Raw genomic sequence first — 18,273 nt, forward strand, 5'->3', positions numbered from 1 at the left:
GCCCGGCCCTCGTGAGCGGTGTCCGCGGTCCTGATCAACGCGTCATGACGCGGTCCTCGGACGAGTCGACGGGTGCCGAGGGGATCGCGAAGAAGGCCGCTGCGGCGAGGGCGGCCACACTTGCCGCGAGTGCCAAAGCGCCGGGAAGGGACCAGGCCGCGAACGGTCCGGCGACTGCTGCCCCCAGGGAGAACCCGGTGATCTTCAAGCTCGCACCGGTGGTGAAGATCTGGCCGCGCAGGTGGTCGGGTGCCTCCCGGTGGCGGACCGCGAACAAGGCGGCCAGTTGGGGTCCTTCGCCGACTCCCGCCAGGAGTACGGCCACGATGAGTACGACCGGCTGCCCCCACGCGGCCAGGGCCAGCGCGACGGCCTGGACGAGTGCACTGCCCCAGATGATCGTGTCGGGGGCGACCGACCGCGGAAACCGGGCGAGTGCGGCGTTGGCCAGCAGGGCGGAGACCGCCGCGCAGGAGAGCAGCAGCGCGCCGCGGCCGGCCCCGCCCAAAACGCGCTCGCCCAGGAGCGGGACGCACGCCGCCAGCATGCCCTGGGCGGCGCATGAGACGACCGAGGTGAGGGTCGCGCGGGCCAAGGGCCGCCTTCCGGCGATGACCCGCATCCCGGCCGTCAGGTCGCTGATCACCGAGGTGGTCCGGGCGTCCCGCGCCCGGCCGGGACGGGCGGGCAGCAGCCACGCCGCGGGCAGTGCCGAGGCGATCAGCGCCACGGCGACCACCACGGACATCGATGCCCCCAGCGCCTCCGCCACACCGCCGGCCAGAGCCGGTCCTGCCAGGCTCGCCCCGCCGAACGTCATGGCGTCGAGGGTGTTCGCCCGGGGCAAGCGCTCGCCAGGCACCACGCGGGGCAGTTGGGCCGTCCATCCCCCCGACAGGGCCGGGCCCAGGAGCCCTGTCACCACGGCGATCAGGATGGTGACGGGCAGCGGCCACCGGCCGAGTCCCGCCAGGACGGTCCCCAGCCCCGCCGCATACAGGACGAGGGCCCCGGCCAGTACGCGTCCGGGCCGCACTGCCCTGTCGAGAAGCGCCCCGAGCACCGGTCCTCCCACCGCGGCGGAGACCGTGATGCCCGCGAGCAGGGAAGAGGCGTCGGTGGCCGATCCGGTCAGGGCGAATCCCGCCAGCATCAGCGCCGGTCCTGACATCTCGTCCCCGGCGCGAGCTGCCGATGCCCCGGCGAGATAGCGGGGGAGCGAGTAACGCCTTTTCATCTTCAGGACGTTACGCAGGTAACTCAAAACTCAGCAAGATGCGTTACATTCCACAGGTGTCCTCCCACAGCGACGACTGGTCCACCCGGCACTCGGTGCTGACCACGGCTCAGCGGACCGCCGCCCTGGTCAACGCTCTCGCCGGCGACTGCCCTGACCCGGCCGACGTCGCCGCAGTGCTCCGCGCCTACGGCGAGGCGGACCCCATCGACCTCACCGCGCGCGACGTCGCCGGGATGCGTGCGGCCGCCGCCCTGCTGCGACAGGTCTTCGCCGCCGAGGACGCCGACGGCGCCGCAGCCGCGCTCAACCGCCTCCTGCGGGAACACACCGGAGCGCTCCGCCTGACCTCGCACGGCGGCAGCACCCCCTGGCATCCCCACCTCGACCACGCCGACGACGCCTGCTGGGACGAGTGGCTCCTGGCCTCGTCCTGCATGGCCCTGACCGTCCTGGTCTGGGACCGTCAACGCCCGCCCGGCCGAGTCTGCGCGTCACCCAGCTGCCACGACGTCTTCATCAGCCAGGGCAGCGGTCCCGAGCGCCGCTACTGCTCGCGCCGATGCGCGACCCGCGAACGCGTGGCGGCCCATCGACGCTCCCGCTCCGCCGAGCAGCCGAGCGGCGACAGCTAGGGCGCGCGACCGGGGCAGGGTGCGGGCACCTCAGCCGTCGGAGCCGTTCGCCGCGTCGAGCCACGTGCCGATGCTCGGCAGGGCCTGGGGCCCGCTGTCCTGCTCCACCGAGCCGACCAGGTCGGCGATGGAGACCGCCGCAAGCGACGCGCGCCAGGCGGCATCGGCCGCGGCCATCGCGCGGGCGATGGGGCACGGCTTGACGCAGTCCTGGGGCGGGGTCCCGAAGGGGCCTCGCTGGCGGATCTCGGTGCAGGTGAACGCCGGGCTCGCCCCGTCGACGGCCTGCACCACGTCCAGGACCGCGATGTCGGAGGCCGCCCTGGTCAGGACGTATCCACCGGTCTTGCCCTGGATGGACTTGACGAGGTTCGCCCGGGAGAGGGCCTGCATCTGTTTGGCCAGGTAGCTGGGGGAGACGTCGTGCAGCTGCGCCAGTCGGGCAGCCGGGACCGGCTCGGTTGCCGCGGTCAGCACCACACAGCAGTGCAGCGCCCACTCCACGCCGCCGGACAGTTTCATGCGCCCTCCCAGTTGACTCGGACATAGAGTATCCGAGTATTATCTCGGACATCGGATATCCGAGTTTGCTCGGCAGTGGAACTCGGTTCACAGAAGGGCACGATCATGAACATCACGGTCATCGGCGGTACCGGACTGATCGGATCCCAGCTCGTCTCCCGGCTTCGCGAGGCAGGCCACGAGGTGGTCGCCTCATCCCTGTCGACCGGGGTCGACCTGCTCACCGGCACGGGCCTCGACCAGGCGCTCAAGGGCGCGGACACGGTCGTCAACGTGTCGAACTCGCCCACGTTCGACGAAGCATCCCCGGACTTCTTCCGCACCACCACGGGGAACCTGTTGGCCGCGGGGGAGCGCGCCGGCGTCCGCCACCAGGTCATCCTCTCCATCGTCGGAGTCGACCAGGTGCCGCAGCTGGACTACTACCGCGCGAAGACCCTCCAGGAGGAGCTGCTGCGGCAGGGGCCCACTGCGTACTCGATCGTGCGCGCCACCCAGTTCTTCGAGTTCATGGACGCGGTCATGACGTGGACCGCCGACGAACAGAGCGTCCGGCTGCCCGCGACGCGCATCCAGCCCATCGCGACCGCCGAGGTGGTCCAGGCCCTCGCGGACGTGGCCACCGCCCCGCCACGCAACGGCACGCTCGACGTCGCGGGCCCCGACGTCTTCCCGCTCGACGAACTCGGCCGCCTCACGCTGTCGGCCCGCAAGGACCCCCGCACCGTCGTCACCGACGAGACGGCGGGCATGTTCGCCGCCGTCCGCGGCGACGTTCTTGTCGCAGGCCCCGACGCGCGCGTGGCTCCCACCCACTACGAGGACTGGCTCACCACGACGCGCTAGGTGCGCGGCCCGGACACATGGGCTTCCGACGCCCCGGCAGCCGGGCGGTAACGCACATCGATCTCGTCGATCAGGCCGCGTTCGAGCAGTTGGCGGCCGATCGCGGGGGAGAGGACCTCGAGGTTCTTGCCGCCGGCGGCCTCCAGGCCGATGCGTACCGCCTCGGCCACGTCGCGGTTCAGGAACGTGACGCCGTCGGGGGGCGTCGCGTCTTCGGGGCGGTGGGTGAGGACGAAGATCGAGCCGTTCCAGTCGTCGCTGTAGGGGCCGGGCGCTCGGATCGCGGTCCCAGCCGTCCCGCCCGCCCAGGACCGCGCCGGTGGTCTCGATGTACTCCTCTTCCACGCCGTCGCGGCCGGTGACCCCGGCCAGCCAGTCCGTGGCGTGGTTCGGACCCGCCACGAACCCGTCCAGCGACATGCTGAAGTGCAGGAGGACCTTCCCGGCGGCTGCTGCGGCTCGATGTCCAACATCCGGAGCTCCTCGTTTCGTCGCGCCGGTGCGAAAGCACCCGCCGCACGGCAGACCGGACGGACGCCCCGAACTCATCGCCGCCACCGCCCCGGGCCGAGCCCGCGCGAAAACCCGTTGGCGGACCCCGGCGGCCCCTGCTACTTTCCCGGAGGCCGTGCGAGAGAACGAGGAGGTGGTACCCGTGAACGCAGTATCGACATGGGTGCTCCCCTCCGGGGTCACGGTCGGGCGATAGGTCGTCCGGGAGCGCCGCTGTGAGCACTCCCGAAAGGCACGACCATGCATTTCACTTCCGCACAGCGCCTCGACGACGGCGTCCTCGAGCGCGAGTTCACCCTCGGCGAGATCCCCGGCACGCTGTGGACGCCTGAGTCCGCCGCACCGGGGGAGCCTGGACCCGCCGCACCGGCCCCGCTGATCCTGATGGCCCACAACAACGGCCTGCCCAAGAGGGACGCCCGGCTGATGGCCCGGGCCCGGCACACCGCGGCGCACGGCTACGCGGTGGCCACCATCGACGCCGCCGGGTGCGGTGACCGGCCCCGTTCCGCCGCCGAAGAGCAGGCCCGCACCGACCTCCGCCGGGCGATGCAGGCCGGCGAGCCGGTCGACGAGATCTTCGAATCCATGATCGGCCCGTTGGTCGAGAAGGCGGTCCCGGACTGGCGGACCACTCTGGACGCCCTCCTGGCGCTGCCCGAGATCGGCGGCCCGGTCGGGTACTCGGGCTGGACCGCCCTGGGCATCCGCCTCGCGGCGACCGAGCCGCGCATCGCGGCCGCCGGCCTCTTCGCCGGGGGGTACGTGCCCCGCGCCCAGCGCGAGGAGGCCCGGCAGGTCACCGTTCCGCTGCTGTTCCTGCTGCAGTGGGACGACGAGGGAAACCCCCGCCAGCGTGCCCTGGACCTGTTCGACGCCTTCGGCAGCAGACAGAAGACGCTGCACGCCAACCTGGGCGGGCACACCGGCACCCCGTGGTTCGAGGTGGAGGACGGGGGCCGCTTCTTCACCCGGCACCTGAAGTGAGACCGGGCGGTCAGGCCGACGGCAGACGGTAGGCGGCCGATGCACGACCGCCCTGACCGGCCGGTACCGCCCATCGGCGGTACCGGCCGGTCGGGGCGGCGCTCGGCCACCGGGGCATGGCCCGATCGTGTCGATGTATGGCCGCCGCGCCGGTCGCTGCGGCAGCGCGCTCCCGAGATCATTACCGCGCAGACACCGGTCGGCCAGCTACGGGGGACATCATGGCGTTGGAAATGCGTGATCGTTGCGAGCGCTGCGAGAGTGCGGCGCTGCCGTGGGACGCGCCGGCGAAGATCTGTTCCTACGAGTGCACGTTCTGTACCCCGTGCGCCGAGGCCATGCAGGACGTCTGCCCCAATTGCGGCGGGCAGCTCGTCAGCCGTCCCACGCGCGTACGGACCTGACGTCGCCGACGGCGATCTCCCGCAACGGAGCGCCCTCGCCGTGGAATACCCCGTGCGCAGCAGTCTCGCCATGAAACGCCCCGTCACGCCATGAGCAGCATCGCCACCGTCACCAGGCCGAGCAGCCCGACATACGCCCAGGCGTGGACGCGGTCGGGTATGCGCGGCGGGCGGCGCCGCAGCAGGGCGATGACCGGCAGCGCTCCCAGGAGCAGGGCCGCAGCGGCGCGGAGGTCGATGAGGCCCACCAGGTGCACCTGCGCGGCCCCAGCCGCGGGGACCGCCGCCACGCCCAGCGACACCACGGTGGCGGGCAGCGCGATGGCCAGGGTCAGGGGGTTGGCCAGGGCCGTGGCCACCTGCATCGGGTGCCCGGCCCGCCGCATCGCGGGAACGGTCATCACACTGCCGCCCACGCCGAGAAAGGCGGCCACCGCGCCGATCGGTGCGCCCAGGCACGTCGACAGCGGACGCGGAGCCTCGGACGCCGGCCCGGCCGGGGGACGCGGGCGCAGGAAGCCGGGGCGCAGGAGCAGGTCGGCGATGGTCAGCGCGACGTACGCGACGAAGGCCCAGTGCGCCAGATCGGCCGGGGCCAGACGCGTGGCGAACGCACCGGCCGAGGCGCCGACCGCCAGCAGGAGCACCAGCCGGCCGCTGCCGCGCAGCGCGCGCAGTATCCGCCGGGGTGTGACGGCCGTCGCGAACCCCGCGTTCACCACCATCACCAGGGCCGAGGTGGCCGTCGCCACCCGCATCGCGTCGCCGCCCAGTGCGGCGTCCGCCGCCACCACCACGGGCACCGCGACGAACCCTCCACCGAAACCGAACAACACGGTCGTCACCCCGGTGAGGAGCCCGACCCCGATCAACATCGCGAAGTCCATGGCCCCACCCCACCAGCCGTGACGATCTACCCGCATGCGATGGTCGGCACCATTCTTTCGCGTGTCAGCCACTAAGGTGTGCGGGTGAAGAACGTCCCGCTGGCCGATGTCGACCACGTCGACCGGGCCGTCCTGCCGATCGGCACCGACTACCCGCCCGGCCACGTCCTGGACTGGCACGAGCACCGGCGCGCGCAGTTCCTCTACGGCGCCACCGGCGTCATGGTCGTCGACACCGCCGAGGGGACCTGGACCGTTCCGCCCGAACGCGCCGTGCTGATCCCGCCCGCCACGCGGCACCGGGTCCACATGCTGGGGGTGAGCACCCGCAGCCTGTACATCGAGCCGCACGCCGTCCCCTGGTGGCCCGCCACCTGCACGGTCGTGGACGTGCCGCCGCTGCTGCGCGAGCTGCTCCTGGCCGCTGTCGAGTTCGAGAGCGACTACAGCCTCTCCGGGCGCGAGGGAAGCATCGCGGCGCTTCTCCTGTACGAGATCGCCGAGCGCGCCCCGCTCCCGTTCCACGTCGGGATTCCCGCCTCCGCCGACCTCGCGCGCCTGTGCCGCGCGTATCTGGCCGCCCCGGACGGCGACGCCACCAACGCCGCCTGGGCCGCAAGCACGGCCATGAGCGAACGGGCCTTCACCCGGCGCTTCCGCTCCGAGACCGGCGAGAGCCCCGCCGCCTGGCGGGGCCGGGCCCGTCTGCTCGCGGCCGTCCCGCTGCTGCGCACCGCATCGGTCAGCGAAGTCGGCGGCCGCATCGGCTATGCGTCTCCCGCGGCCTTCACCGCCGCCTTCACCCGCGCCTTCGGCATGCCCCCGTCCCGCTTCGCCGCCGAGCACCATCGGCCGCATCGACGCCCGACCGGCGCCACGAAGGCGCTGAAACCGTCCTGACCTGCGCATTCGCGGCGAATAAGCGGCAAATAATGTCGCCCGTGGCGTCGAGCCCGATCGTCTTCCCCAGGACGCCGTTTCCACGCCCCCCAGAGCAGTCAAACGCCGCCGAAGCTGTGAGCCCACCCATAGGAGCCACGTCACATGCTAACGACGGTAGTAGATGGCTCAAGGCGCCCGCGGAAGGCCGCGCGTCCCCTGTGAAGGCCCTGACCAGGGCGTCCTGCGTACCGCGGTAGTACGTCACATCGTTGCGTCCCGCTCCGGCCACCGCTAACCCTTGCTGAAGTTCCGGGGAGCCGGGATCGCACCGGGCGAATGCCGCTCGGGTCGACCGGGCCCCCACACCCTTCGCATTGGAGAGTTACCCCCGCATGGCCACCACCCAGACGCAGACCAGCACCAGCCGCACCACCCGACTGCGCAAGATCTCCGTCGCGGGCATTGCCACCGCCGGTGCCGCCGCCGCGGCCCTCACCCTGATCCCCTCGCCCGCCCAGGCCGCCGAGCCGACCGCGGCGAGCACCCGCGCAGCCCAGGCCGCCGCGGACGACAAGAACTACGCTGACAACCTCGACGGCTGGATCAAGGAGTCCCTGGACATCATGAAGTCCAAGGGCATCCCCGGCTCCTACGAGGGCCTGCACCGCAACATCATGCGCGAGTCCGCGGGCAACCCCAACGCCCAGAACGGCTGGGACGTGAACGCGCAGAACGGCACCCCGTCCAAGGGCCTGCTCCAGGTCATCCAGCCGACCTTCGACGCCTACCACGTCTCGGGCACCCCCAATAGCCTGACCGACCCGGTCGCCAACATCACCGCGGCCGCCAACTACGCCGCCGACAAGTACGGCTCGATCGACAACGTCGACTCCGCGTACTGAGCCGTGGGTCGAGCAACCCACTGAGCCACCGGTCACAGAGAAGGGGCAGCGCATGCCGCACGAGAGCAGCAACGAGCAGCAGGCGCACATGGCCGAAGGCCCCGCAGTGCCCGACTACGGGCCCCCGCGGGTACGGCGCTCCCGGCGCAAGCCGAAGAAGAAGACCCTGCGATACGCCACGTGGGGCGCGCTGGGAGTGTTCCTGATCGGCGGAGGCGGTGCGGCCTATGCCTGGCAGCACCTCAACGGCAACATTCAGGGCACGGACATGAACGCCGTCCTGGGGCACGATCGGCCCAGCCAGCAGAAGGACGGCTCGATGAACATCCTCCTGCTCGGGTCCGACTCCCGGGCGGGAACCCATGGCAAGTACGGCACCGGCGTCAGCGGAGCCCGCGCCGACACGGCGATGGTCCTGCACGTCGACAAGACCCACAAGAAGGCTTCGGTCGTCAGCATTCCGCGCGACACGATGGTCGAGCGGCCCCAGTGCGCCGAGCCGCACGGCGGCACGGCGGCCGGCGCGCGGCAGGCCATGTTCAACTCGTCCTACCAAGTGGGCGGACCGGCGTGCACCGTGAAGACGGTCGAGAAGATGTCGGGCGTGCGCATGGACCACTACCTCGAGGTCGACTTCAAGGGCTTCCAGAAGCTCATCGACGAGCTCGGCGGCGTGGACATCACCACCCGCAAGGCGATCCACGACCCCAACAGCGGTCTCGCCCTGAGCGCGGGCAAGCACACCCTCAAGGGCAAGCAGGCCCTGGAGCTGGTGCGCACCCGCCACGGCGTGGGCGACGGCAGCGACCTGGGCCGCATCCAGCTCCAGCAGGCATTTATCAAGGCGCTGATCCACCAGGCGGACACCGTCGATCCGCTGGGCAGCCCCGCCAAGTCCTACGACCTGGCGGACACCGCGACCAAGACCATCAGCGCGGACTCCGAGCTGGCCTCCGCGGACAAACTCCTCGGCCTGGCCAAGGAGCTGAAGGGCATCAGCCCCGACCGCACCGACATGGTCACGATGCCCGTCACCTACGACTCCCAGGACGCGGGACGGGTCCTGCCGCTGAAGAAGGCCTCGCAGCGGGTGTGGACCGCCCTGCGCCACGACCGGCCCATCCCCAAGTCCGCCACGCGGGACTCGGTGGGCGACCGGACCGACTCGCCGGTGACGGCGGGCACCTGACCCGGCCGAGGCCCGCCCGGATCACTCCGCCCCGGAGCTCCCCGTGGGACTGAGGGCTCCGGGCCACCACGCCCTGGGCCCGATGTCGCGGACGAGGGCCGGCACCAGGAGCGACCGTACGACCAAGGTGTCCAGCAGGACGCCGAAGGCGACGATGAAGGCGATCTGTACGAGGAAGGCCAGGGGGATGATGCCGAGCGCCGCGAAGGTCGCCGCGAGCACGACCCCGGCCGAGGTGATGACCCCGCCGGTCGCGGTCAGACCGCGCAGCACTCCTTCGCGCGTCCCGTGGCGCAGTGATTCCTCGCGGACCCGGGACATCAGGAAGATGTTGTAGTCCACGCCGAGGGCCACCAGGAAGACGAACCCGTAGAGCGGTACGGAGGAGTCGGTGCCGCTGAATCCCAGCACGTGCTGGAAGACCAGGGCGGAAACTCCCAGCGTGGCAAGGAAGTTGAGCGCGACGGTCGCGACCAGCAGGACCGGCATGAGCAGCGACCTGAGCAGCCCGATCAGGATGACGAGGATGATGGCGAGGACGACCGGCACGATGAGCAGGCGGTCGCCCTCGGCCGTTTGCTGCGTGTCGTACTGCTGCGCGGTGTAGCCGCCGACCAGTCCGTCGGCCCCGTCCACCGCGTGGACGGCGTCCCGCAGCCGCGCCACGGTGTCCTTCGCCGCGTCGCTGTCGGCGGCGTCCTCCAAGGTGGCGTCGATGCGTACGCGGCCGTCGACGACGAGCAGGTCTGACGCGCCCGCTTCTCCCGCGCCCGGCCTGCCTGAGGCGCTCGCGGCCGCAGCCGATGACACCCCCTCGGTGCGTTCGACGGCAGCCGTCACCCGCTCGGCCCGGTCCGCGTCCGCGATCACCACGGCCGGATTGCCCGAGCCGCCGGGGAAGTGCGTGCCGAGCGTCTTCTGCGCGGCCACGGAGGGCGCGTCGTTGACGAAGATCTCGTCCAGCGGCACGCCCTTGGAGCTGAGGGTGGGAGCGAAGGCGGCGCAGACGAACAGGCCGACGAGGGTGCCCGCCCAGACCTTGCGCGGCGCGCGGTCGACGAGAGAGGCGATGCGGGTCCACACGCCCTGCCCCGCGGACTTCTCCGTGGCGGACCTGGGCCGGGCGGGCCAGTACGCCGCGCGCCCGAGAAGGATCAGGACAGCGGGCAGGAAGGTCAGCGTGCTCAGTACGGCGCAGGCGATGCCGATGGCCCCCACCGGGCCGAGCGCGCGGTTGTTGGTGAGGTCGCTCAGCAGGAGGGCGAGCAGCCCCAGGGCGACCGTGGCGCCACTGGCGACGACGGGACCGAGCGAACGGCGCAGCGCCGCCCGCATGGCGGCGACCCGGTCGCGGTCGGCGGCCAGTTCCTCACGGAAGCGCGCGGTGAGCAGCAGCGCGTAGTCGGTCGCGGCGCCGATGACCAGGATGGAGAGGATGCCCTGGACCTGGCCGTCGACCCGGACGATGTCGTGGTCGGCCAGCACGTAGACGATGCCGCAGGCGAGCCCCAGGGCGAAGACGGCCCCGAGGATGATCACCAGCGGAAGCAGCAGGCTGCGGTAGACCAGTAGCAGGATCACCAGGACGGTGATCAGGGCAACCCCGAGCAGGAGACCGTCGATGCCCCCGAAGGCGTCGGACAGGTCGGCCTGGCTGGCCGCGGGGCCGGCCACCTGGGCGTTCGTGCCGGGCACCTGCCCCGCGGCCTTCCTGACCTGCTCCAGGGTTCCTTCGAGTTCCTCGCCCAGGTCGGGCCGCAGCTGGACGACCCCTTGCAGCGCCTGGCCGTCCTTGGACCGCACCGCCGGGGATGCGGGCCCCGCGACCCCCGACGCGTCGTTCAGGGCTGCCAGCGCCCGGGTGGCGGCGTCCTTCTGGTCCTGATCGATGCCGTCGGCCCGCGTGTCACCGTCCGTGGTCCAGACGACGATCGCGGGAAGGGTCTCCTCCTGACGGAACTTCCGCTGGGCGTCGATGACTTGTGTGGACTCGGCGTTCTGGGGCAGGAAGGCGGACTGATCGTTGGTGGCGACCTCGCCGAGCTTTCCGGCGTACGGCCCCAGCGTTCCGCCGATGCCGAGCCAGGCGACGAGCAGGACGACGGGGACCAGCCAGCGTGCCACGCGTGTGCCTGTGGACATGGATCTCCTCGCGGACTTCTATAGCTCAATAAATAAGAATCTCAATGATTGAAACATCTTGTCCGGTGGAGGTGCCCAGCGGGTGCCCGGCGCGCGCCCGGGCCTGTCGCGGCGGGGCCCTGCGTCAGCTCAGCGCTGACGACTCCGCAGCTCGGAGAGTTCCTCGTTCATGGCGGCCAAGAAGCGCACCACGACGGCCAGTTCGTCCTCGCTGAACCGCACGCGAGCGCTCTCCGTCGCCGCCGCCAGCGGCTGGAAGAAGGTGCGCGCCGCCGACTTCGCCGTGGCGGCGTAGTGCACGTGCACCACCCGACGGTCCTCGCTGTCCCGCGTACGGTGAACGTGCCCCGCCCGTTCCAGACGGTCCAGACACGCGGTGACGGCACCCGAGGTCAGCCCCAGATGCTCACGCAGCCGTCCCGGAGTGAGCGGGGCGTCCGAGTCCAGAATCGCCGCGAGGGCCTGGACGTCGGTCGCGTGCAGATCGTGGCCGGCCGCGAAGCCGTGGATCAGCCGGTTGATCTCGCCGTTCATGCGTCGCAGCTGCACCGCGAACGACTGCAGATCTGTCGGAGCCGGGTCGGATGCCGTAATGCCGCTCAACGCTGAATCTTCTGTACTGGCCACACACGCAGCCTATAGATCCTTCCCCGGCGCACTCCCACTCCCCGCGCGGCGGCACGACGGGGCTCCCGCGACCGCCGGGCGGCTAGCCGGCCTCGCCGCGCTCCGACTCGGAGGCGTAGAGGAGAGGCGGGGGCGCATAGCTCACCCCGTACACACGGGCGAACCGGTTGGCGAGCGTCGCCGAGCCGCCGAGCCGCTCGAGAAAGAACGCACGCGCCATCGAGTCCATCTGCTCACCGCTCACGTACACGATCCACCGGTTGGACGCCGCGTTGAAGCGCGCCGCGTCCACCGCCGCCTCCAGACCCGGCGCGGGCCCGCGCCGCAGCCGTCCGCGCAACGCGAGGAACCGCCGCAGGGCATCCAGCTCCGAGCGGCGCAGGCCCACCTGCTGGAGCCCGGGCGCGGGGGCCTCGACGGCCGGAGGAGCAGCCCGCACCTGTGCGTACAGGAGCCCGTCCCACCCGTCGTCCGTCAGCTGCACCGCCCACGGGACCGGTCGGCCCGCCTTCGCGGAGAGCTCCGCCTGATCCTCGCGGGACGCCACCCGGGCAAGCCCGAGTCTCACCAAGGGGCCCATGGTGCGTTCATCGAGTCCGGGCCCTGCGGTGGCCCATCCATCGGTTGTGCGCTGCACGTCAGCCACGTATTGCAGCAGCGCGTAATGCCCGGCCGAGCGCCGCATCCCTGCCCCTCCCGCCAAACAGTGCGTCGCGGCGACGCTAGCGTGCACCCAGGCCCGCGGGGGTGCAGTTGGGGCGGTCTACGCTCGAAATCGGGGTGGGGCCAGGGGGGAGTCGAACACGCGCACTGGCCGTGCCCGCTGCCGGGTCGGTGAGTCGGTGAGGGGGGCACCGCGTGACGGCCCGCGACTAATTGGCTGACTAGCCCCCCTGGAGCAGGCTGATAGGGCTGCACCTGTTTCAGATCAACGGAGATGGCTACTCGATCACGGCGAAGGCACAGCGCTGTGCGACGTAGGCGCCGGTCGGTTGGGACAGACAGCCACCGGCGCTGCCGCATGCGCGGAAGCAACAAACTCTGGCCATGGATGTGCGGGATCTGCGATGCTCACCTCATCAGCGGTCCTGCCGACTTGACAGAGGCGGCGCGAGTAAACGAGAGGCAGAGCGGGTGGCTTCCTCATCGGACTCCCTCAACACCCCAGCACTGAACCCTCGCCCCGTTCCCGAGCAGCCGGCTCCTGACGGCGAATGCGCGGACGAGGTCGCCGAGATCAAGGCACTGCGCACCGAGGTCAACGACCTCCATCGCGCGTTGGACTCCCACCCCTGCATAGACCAGGCGCGGGGCATGCTCATGACGCTGGGTCCGTGTACCGCGGAGGAGGCGTGGGAGATCCTGGTCGAGGTGTCACAGCACTCCAACACCAAACTGCGGGCGGTGGCAGAAGAGTTGATCGCCACGACGGAGGGCGAACCGCTGCCGAACCCGGTCCGCACGGCTCTCGGCGAGGCCCTGAGGAAACGGCAAGCGGCTACGGGCTGATCAACGCGCGAGCGCCCTCCGTCACCGCAGAGGGCGCGGCGTGAGGTGTTTGGAGGTCCAAGCGGTCGGCACCCGCTCGGTTCTGGACATCCTCGGCGTTCGCGGCACGATCGAGACCTGCCTGACCCGCGGCCGCCAAAACAGTGCCGGGTGAAGGGTAAAGGTCCTTTACGGTGTGCCCATGTCACACGCCTCCGCGCTCCTCGTCATCGACATGCAGAACACTCCGGTGGCCATCGCGTATCGGGCCGCCGAAACCGTCGCCGTGATCGCCGAGCTGCGCGAACGCGCCAAAGCCGCCGGTGTGCCGGTGGTGACGATCCAGGATCAGGGCAACGGGATGGAAGAGGGCACCCAAGGGTGGCAGGTGGTTGCTGAACTGGCTCCCGCCGATGGCGAGTTCGGCGTCCGCAAGACCAGCCCGGACAGCTTCCTCGGCACGGATCTCGACAGGACCCTGAAGACGCTGGGCGTCACCGAGGTGGTCGTCACCGGGTTCGCGACGGAGATCTGCGTGGACACCACGGCCCGGCAGGCGCTGAGCCACGGATACGACCTGGTGGTGGTCGCCGATGGGCACACCACGTCCGTCCGGCCCGACAGCGGCGAGTACGCCGCGCCCGCGCAGTCGATCGCCCACCACAACGAGATCTTCCGGCACCTCCGCTTCCCGGGGCGGAGCGTCCGGGTGCTGCCCGCGGCCGACGTGGACTTCGCCGCGGCTCGGTCAGTCACCCACTCGCACCGGCCGGTGACCTGTCCGTGAGTCGACAAGCCACCAGCCGGTGCAGCACTTCGTAGCCGTCAGCCCGTCAGCCCGTCAGCCCGTCAGTTCGGCGAGGTCGGCGGCGTCGAGACGCAGTCCGGCCGCGGCGAGGTTCTCGGCGAGGTGGGCAGGCGAGCCCGTGCCGGGAATGGCCAGCATGTTCGGGGAGCTCGCGAGCAACCAGGCGAGGGCGATCTGCGCGGTGGTCGCCTCGTGCCTCTTGGCGACCTGTGCCAGGCGGCCGTGCTCGATCGGATCGAAGCCGCCACCGAGCGGAAAGAACGGCACGTAGGCGATCTCGTGTTCCTCGCAGCGCGCGAGCACGGCGGCGTCATCGGGGCGATGCACGTGGTACTGGTTCTGCACCGCGACGACCGGCGCGATGCCCCGCGCCTCGTCGAGCTGCGCCGCATCGACGTTGCTGACCCCCAGGTGGCGGATCAGACCCTCCTCGCGCAGGTCCGCCAGTGCCGCGAACCGGTCGGCCACACTCTCGCCGCCCGGCTCCCGCATGCCCCCGACCCGCAGATAGACCAGGTCGAACCGGTCGAGACCGAGGGCGCGCAGATCTTCGGTCACCAGCCCGCGCAGCTGCTCCGGACCGGCCTGGCCGGTGGGCATGCCGTCGGCTCCGAGCAGCGGGCCGACCTTGGTGGCGATCAACAGCTCGGCCGGGTAGGGCGCGAGCGCCGTGCGGATCAGATCGTTGGCACGTACCTCCCCCCGGTTGTAGAAACCGGCCGTGTCGATGTGGTCGACACCCGCATCGACGGCCTGCCGCAGCACCGCGGCACCGGTCCGCGGGTCGCGTGCCGGCCCGGTGAAAGTGCCTGCGGCCAGGCGCATCGCGCCGAAACCGAGCCGGTTGACGCCGCGGTCGCCACCGAGCATGAACTGGCCGCTCGCTGCGGCCGTGATCTGTGTGGTCATGACCCCACCCTCGACCCGCGAGGGCCATCGGCAGGCCGGATGGCAATCTGTTGCCACGGACGATGACGGAGACTGGGAGGGTGACCGACCAAACCAGCACGCTGATCGTGCACGGCGAGAGAGAGCTGGCCGCGCGGACCGCCCAGCTGTTCCGCGGGACGACGCGGGAGTTCTTCTGCGCCGCCAACGACCTGCACACCTGGACGCGGCCCGAGGCCAGAGCGTCGATCGCGCGCAGCCTGCGCCCCCGGACCGCTGACGGCATGGTCGTACGCAAGCTCTACACACCGGCCGTACTGGCCGACGAGGAACAGCGGTTGCACCTGTTCGACATCGCGGCCGCAGGCGGGCAGGTGCGCGTCCGTGCCGCGGCACTGCCGCACGAGACGATCATCATCGACCGGCGGGTGATGATCCTCGCCGGCCGCAGCGGCGCCCGCGGCCGTGAGTTCACGATCACGACCGCACCGGCGCTCGTCGGCGGTGTGCACGCCCTGATGTGTGCCACATGGGACGCCGGCACCCCCATCGCGGACTACCTGCGCCACGAGGCCGAGGGCCTGGACGCCGACTCCCTCGCCGTGCTGCGGGCACTCGCGGACGGGCTCACCGACGCCGTGGGCGCGCGCCGTGTCGGCATGTCCGTGCGGACCTACCGCAGGCGGGTCGCCGAGCTGATGACCGCCCTGGAGGCCGACTCGCGGTTCCAGGCCGGCGTCAACGCGAGCCGGCGCGGTCTCACCGGCAGCTGACCGACCGGCGCGACGACGGCCTCCGGCACACCTGGAACCGTTATGGAGCGGTAGAAGCCGTCGGGGTTCTCGCGGGCCTCGGCGGACCCATAGCGAGGATGTTGACGACGGCCAGAGCCTGACCGTAGATCCGGATACGGTCGAAACCGGTGAGCAACTGCCACGCCAGGGGCTGCCAGTCGGCGGGGCCGGCTTGGGTGGCCTGGGCCGCGAAGCCCTCGAGCTCCGCCGAGAACGCGGTCAGCTCGGACACGAAGTGGCCGAACGCCGCCTCGTCCCCGCCCTCTTCGTGACGCCGCGCGACAGCCTCGATGGATACTCGATCCAGCTGGACCAGGTTCGCCTCCCGGGCGGCGCGGAGCGTCTCGCGCACCGGGGCGACCCCGCCGCCCGCGAGCCGCAGCCGCTCGTCGTGGACCGGGTAGAAACCCAGCTCCTGGGCGACGCGGTGCGAGGTGCGGTACTCCACCAGCGCGGTCCGTACGGCGGCGGCAGCACAGCGCACCCGCAGGGCGGCCTTGCGCGCGTCGCCCAGTTCCAGGTCGGAGTGCATCAGGTGCAGCTCGCTGCCCGCCCGCATGAAGTGGGCCGAGCCGGTGGCGATGGGGCCGTCGACGCGCTCGTACAGAGACTGGAGAGACTGGTCGGTCACGCTGCCGTCAGGCGGGGCGGGGGCCTTGTTGCAGATCCTGCTCATATGGGTCGTGCCCCCTTGGTCGTCCGACGTCGAGTTGTCTGACGTCAGGTTGTCCGACGGCGGTCGTGCGGTGTCGGTCGCGCGGTCTCGCGAAGCCCGGCCTCCGGCGCCCGGCGGGAAACCGCACCAAACCGGAGGGCGATATTCCACGAATACCGTGGTGACAGCCGGTGTGGTGCCCGGTCGCCGGCTCGGGGGATCCGAGCGGTAGCGGGATGCTTGCAGTGCGTTCCAGGGAGATCCCCGGGATCGGGCGCCGCCGGACAGGTCCGGATGGCCTCGGCCAGGCGACGGTCACACGCGGTCGCCCGGTGCGGGCCGGTGCGGAGGTTGCGAACGGTGCCAGGAGGAACGGGGGCGGCGGGACACCCGCCGGACGGGGGAGTGCGGGAGACGGCAGCGGACGTCGGCCCGGTCGAATCGGTGGACACGGTCCAGGCGTTGGCCGCGCTGCTGCGGCAGTTGCGCAGACGCGCCGCACGCAGGAACGGGGGCACCCAGCTCACCTACCGCCAGCTGGCGACGAGAACGGGATGGGCGCACGGGGCGATCGGCGACTACTTCGCGGGCAAGACCCTGCCGCCGACGGACCGCTTCGACACCCTGGTCCAGCTGCTCGGCGCCACCGGCAAAGAGCTGAGACTGTTTGCGACGGCCCGAGACCGGGTGGAGGAGGCGCGCCGCGCGCACACGGCTACCGGCCGCGGTGCCGACCCGCCCGACACGGACGAAGCGACCGGCACGGACAGCGCGCCCGGCACGGACGCCGCGGGTTGCCGTCCCGTCGTGCCGCGCCAGCTGCCCGTGGACATCCCCCAACTCCCGGGCCGGGCAGGGGAACTGGAAAGGCTCGACGTGCTGCGCCCGGCCCGGCGGGGCGTCGGCCCTCCGGTGGTCGCAGTGGACGGCCCCGGTGGTGTCGGCAAGTCGGCGCTCGCCGTGCACGCGGCCCACCGGCTTGCCGAGCGGTACCCCGACGGCCAGCTCTACGCCGACCTGCGCGGCTCTCGCCACGACGCGCACCCCGTCCCGCCCGTCGTCGTCCTGCGGCGCTTCCTGCACGCGCTGGGTGCGCCCGAGCCGCATCCGGGCAACGAGGCGTACGCGGCGGCGGCCTACCGCACACTGCTCACCGAGCGACGCGTGCTGATCGTCCTCGACAACGCGCTGGACGCGGCCCAGGTCCGCCCGCTGCTGCCCGCGGCACACGGCTGTGCGGTCCTGGTCACCAGCCGCGGGGTCCTCGCCGCCCTGAACGGCGCCGCCTACCTCCACCTGATGCCCCTGCCGCCCCCGGCGTCCGTCGAGGTGCTCGGCCTGTGGGCGGGGCCGGGACGGCTCGGCGCCGAGCGCGGCGCCGCCGAGGCGATCGCGCACCACTGCGGCCACCTCCCGCTGGCCCTGCGCATCGCGGGCGCCCGCCTGGCGGCACGCCCCCGCTGGCCGGTGCGGGCGCTCGCCGACCGGCTCACCGATCCCGCGCGGCGCCTGGCGGAACTGTCCTTCGCGGATCTGGACGTACGGGCGGCCTTGGAAGCGGGCCGCCGCGGGCTGCTGGACCGGGGCCCCACCGGCCGGGACGCGGCGCGGGCGCTGCCCCTGCTGGCGGCGGAGCAGGGCGAGTTGACGGTGGAACAGGCGGCGGCGAGGACCGGCGGCGCCCCGTCGGCCACCGAGGCGATCCTGGAGGAGTTGGTCGACGTGCAACTCCTGGAGTCCCCGGCCCCGGGCCGCTACCGCTTCCACCCGCTCACCCGGCTGTACGCCCTTCGCTCGGAGGCCGGGACCACGGGCGGCGCCCGCACGATCCCGAAGGCCAACGGACAGGGGGCCGACTGACGTGCGG

The 18,273-nt window shown here is 71.7% G+C and carries 20 protein-coding genes; 11 read left to right on the plus strand and 9 right to left on the minus strand.

The window, feature by feature from the left end; genetic code table 11:
• Positions 1–34: 34 nt before the first annotated feature.
• Positions 35–1,237 carry an MFS transporter gene (locus ACZ6ZP_RS16935; protein ID WP_351166401.1) on the minus strand — a complete coding sequence of 401 codons (1,203 nt, stop codon included), beginning with the start codon at positions 1,235–1,237 and terminating at the stop codon, positions 35–37.
• Positions 1,238–1,275: 38 nt separating this feature from the next.
• On the opposite strand from ACZ6ZP_RS16935, the gene ACZ6ZP_RS16940 reads away from it, so the two are divergent.
• Positions 1,276–1,872, plus strand: a complete 597-nt coding sequence (locus tag ACZ6ZP_RS16940) for a CGNR zinc finger domain-containing protein (protein ID WP_351166403.1) — start codon at positions 1,276–1,278, stop codon at positions 1,870–1,872.
• Between the two features lie 30 nt (positions 1,873–1,902).
• Here the strand turns inward: ACZ6ZP_RS16940 and ACZ6ZP_RS16945 are convergent, their stop codons facing one another.
• Positions 1,903–2,394 carry an RrF2 family transcriptional regulator gene (locus ACZ6ZP_RS16945; RefSeq protein ID WP_351166405.1) on the minus strand — a complete coding sequence of 164 codons (492 nt, stop codon included), beginning with the start codon at positions 2,392–2,394 and terminating at the stop codon, positions 1,903–1,905.
• A 105-nt stretch (positions 2,395–2,499) separates the two neighbouring features.
• On the opposite strand from ACZ6ZP_RS16945, the gene ACZ6ZP_RS16950 reads away from it, so the two are divergent.
• Entirely contained in the window at positions 2,500–3,240 is a 741-nt protein-coding gene (locus tag ACZ6ZP_RS16950; RefSeq protein WP_361468861.1) for an SDR family oxidoreductase, read from the plus strand.
• Here ACZ6ZP_RS16950 and ACZ6ZP_RS16955 read toward each other — a convergent pair.
• Positions 3,237–3,410, minus strand: coding sequence for a hypothetical protein (locus ACZ6ZP_RS16955; RefSeq protein WP_366464682.1), 174 nt, complete (start codon positions 3,408–3,410; stop codon positions 3,237–3,239). The two genes, ACZ6ZP_RS16950 and ACZ6ZP_RS16955, sit on opposite strands and share 4 nt — an antisense overlap.
• Positions 3,411–3,993: 583 nt before the next feature.
• On the opposite strand from ACZ6ZP_RS16955, the gene ACZ6ZP_RS16960 reads away from it, so the two are divergent.
• On the plus strand, positions 3,994–4,740 hold the full coding sequence (locus ACZ6ZP_RS16960; RefSeq protein WP_366464683.1) for a dienelactone hydrolase family protein: 747 nt from the start codon (positions 3,994–3,996) through the stop codon (positions 4,738–4,740).
• Between the two features lie 221 nt (positions 4,741–4,961).
• On the plus strand, positions 4,962–5,144 hold the full coding sequence (locus ACZ6ZP_RS16965) for a DUF1272 domain-containing protein (protein ID WP_351166410.1): 183 nt from the start codon (positions 4,962–4,964) through the stop codon (positions 5,142–5,144).
• Positions 5,145–5,227: 83 nt separating this feature from the next.
• Here the strand turns inward: ACZ6ZP_RS16965 and ACZ6ZP_RS16970 are convergent, their stop codons facing one another.
• Entirely contained in the window at positions 5,228–6,031 is an 804-nt protein-coding gene (locus tag ACZ6ZP_RS16970; RefSeq protein ID WP_383824775.1) for a TSUP family transporter, read from the minus strand.
• Positions 6,032–6,115: 84 nt separating this feature from the next.
• On the opposite strand from ACZ6ZP_RS16970, the gene ACZ6ZP_RS16975 reads away from it, so the two are divergent.
• From ACZ6ZP_RS16975 to ACZ6ZP_RS16985, 3 genes are all read left to right on the plus strand, one after another.
• Entirely contained in the window at positions 6,116–6,931 is an 816-nt protein-coding gene (locus ACZ6ZP_RS16975) for an AraC family transcriptional regulator (protein ID WP_469407334.1), read from the plus strand.
• A gap of 374 nt (positions 6,932–7,305) precedes the next feature.
• Complete coding sequence (locus ACZ6ZP_RS16980; RefSeq protein ID WP_351166416.1) at positions 7,306–7,815, plus strand: transglycosylase SLT domain-containing protein; 510 nt, start codon at positions 7,306–7,308, stop codon at positions 7,813–7,815.
• Between the two features lie 52 nt (positions 7,816–7,867).
• Positions 7,868–9,004, plus strand: coding sequence for an LCP family protein (locus ACZ6ZP_RS16985; RefSeq protein ID WP_469407335.1), 1,137 nt, complete (start codon positions 7,868–7,870; stop codon positions 9,002–9,004).
• Between the two features lie 21 nt (positions 9,005–9,025).
• Here ACZ6ZP_RS16985 and ACZ6ZP_RS16990 read toward each other — a convergent pair whose 3' ends face one another.
• The 3 genes from ACZ6ZP_RS16990 to ACZ6ZP_RS17000 all read right to left on the minus strand — a co-directional run bounded on the left by ACZ6ZP_RS16990 (position 9,026) and on the right by ACZ6ZP_RS17000 (position 12,341).
• The gene (locus ACZ6ZP_RS16990) at positions 9,026–11,146 is read right to left on the minus strand and encodes an MMPL family transporter (protein WP_469407336.1); all 2,121 of its coding nucleotides are present in this window, start codon (positions 11,144–11,146) and stop codon (positions 9,026–9,028) included.
• Positions 11,147–11,275: 129 nt separating this feature from the next.
• A complete protein-coding gene (locus ACZ6ZP_RS16995) occupies positions 11,276–11,749 on the minus strand; it encodes a MarR family winged helix-turn-helix transcriptional regulator (protein ID WP_351166422.1) in 474 nt (157 codons plus the stop codon).
• Between the two features lie 106 nt (positions 11,750–11,855).
• On the minus strand, positions 11,856–12,341 hold the full coding sequence (locus tag ACZ6ZP_RS17000; protein WP_361468931.1) for a DUF6417 family protein: 486 nt from the start codon (positions 12,339–12,341) through the stop codon (positions 11,856–11,858).
• A gap of 566 nt (positions 12,342–12,907) precedes the next feature.
• On the opposite strand from ACZ6ZP_RS17000, the gene ACZ6ZP_RS17005 reads away from it, so the two are divergent.
• Together ACZ6ZP_RS17005 and ACZ6ZP_RS17010 are read left to right on the plus strand one after the other, a co-directional pair.
• Positions 12,908–13,282, plus strand: a complete 375-nt coding sequence (locus ACZ6ZP_RS17005) for an ANTAR domain-containing protein (protein ID WP_351166426.1) — start codon at positions 12,908–12,910, stop codon at positions 13,280–13,282.
• 181 nt (positions 13,283–13,463) lie between these two features.
• A complete protein-coding gene (locus tag ACZ6ZP_RS17010) occupies positions 13,464–14,048 on the plus strand; it encodes an isochorismatase family protein (RefSeq protein ID WP_469407339.1) in 585 nt (194 codons plus the stop codon).
• A gap of 54 nt (positions 14,049–14,102) precedes the next feature.
• Here the strand turns inward: ACZ6ZP_RS17010 and ACZ6ZP_RS17015 are convergent, their stop codons facing one another.
• Entirely contained in the window at positions 14,103–14,978 is an 876-nt protein-coding gene (locus tag ACZ6ZP_RS17015; RefSeq protein WP_469407340.1) for an oxidoreductase, read from the minus strand.
• A gap of 80 nt (positions 14,979–15,058) precedes the next feature.
• Here ACZ6ZP_RS17015 and ACZ6ZP_RS17020 point away from each other — a divergent pair, with 80 nt between their 5' ends.
• Positions 15,059–15,730 (plus strand): helix-turn-helix transcriptional regulator, encoded by a 672-nt coding sequence (locus ACZ6ZP_RS17020; protein WP_361468838.1) that lies wholly within the window; start codon positions 15,059–15,061, stop codon positions 15,728–15,730.
• Positions 15,731–15,770: 40 nt separating this feature from the next.
• On the opposite strand, the gene ACZ6ZP_RS17025 is transcribed toward ACZ6ZP_RS17020, so the two are convergent.
• Positions 15,771–16,427: a hypothetical protein gene (locus ACZ6ZP_RS17025; RefSeq protein WP_468616597.1), complete on the minus strand. Its 657-nt coding sequence runs from the start codon at positions 16,425–16,427 to the stop codon at positions 15,771–15,773.
• 339 nt (positions 16,428–16,766) lie between these two features.
• Here ACZ6ZP_RS17025 and ACZ6ZP_RS17030 point away from each other — a divergent pair, with 339 nt between their 5' ends.
• Positions 16,767–18,266 (plus strand): helix-turn-helix domain-containing protein, encoded by a 1,500-nt coding sequence (locus ACZ6ZP_RS17030; protein WP_469407341.1) that lies wholly within the window; start codon positions 16,767–16,769, stop codon positions 18,264–18,266.
• Positions 18,267–18,273: the final 7 nt, after the last annotated feature.

It is taken from the genome of Streptomyces sp. NPDC054047, from assembly GCF_055585065.1.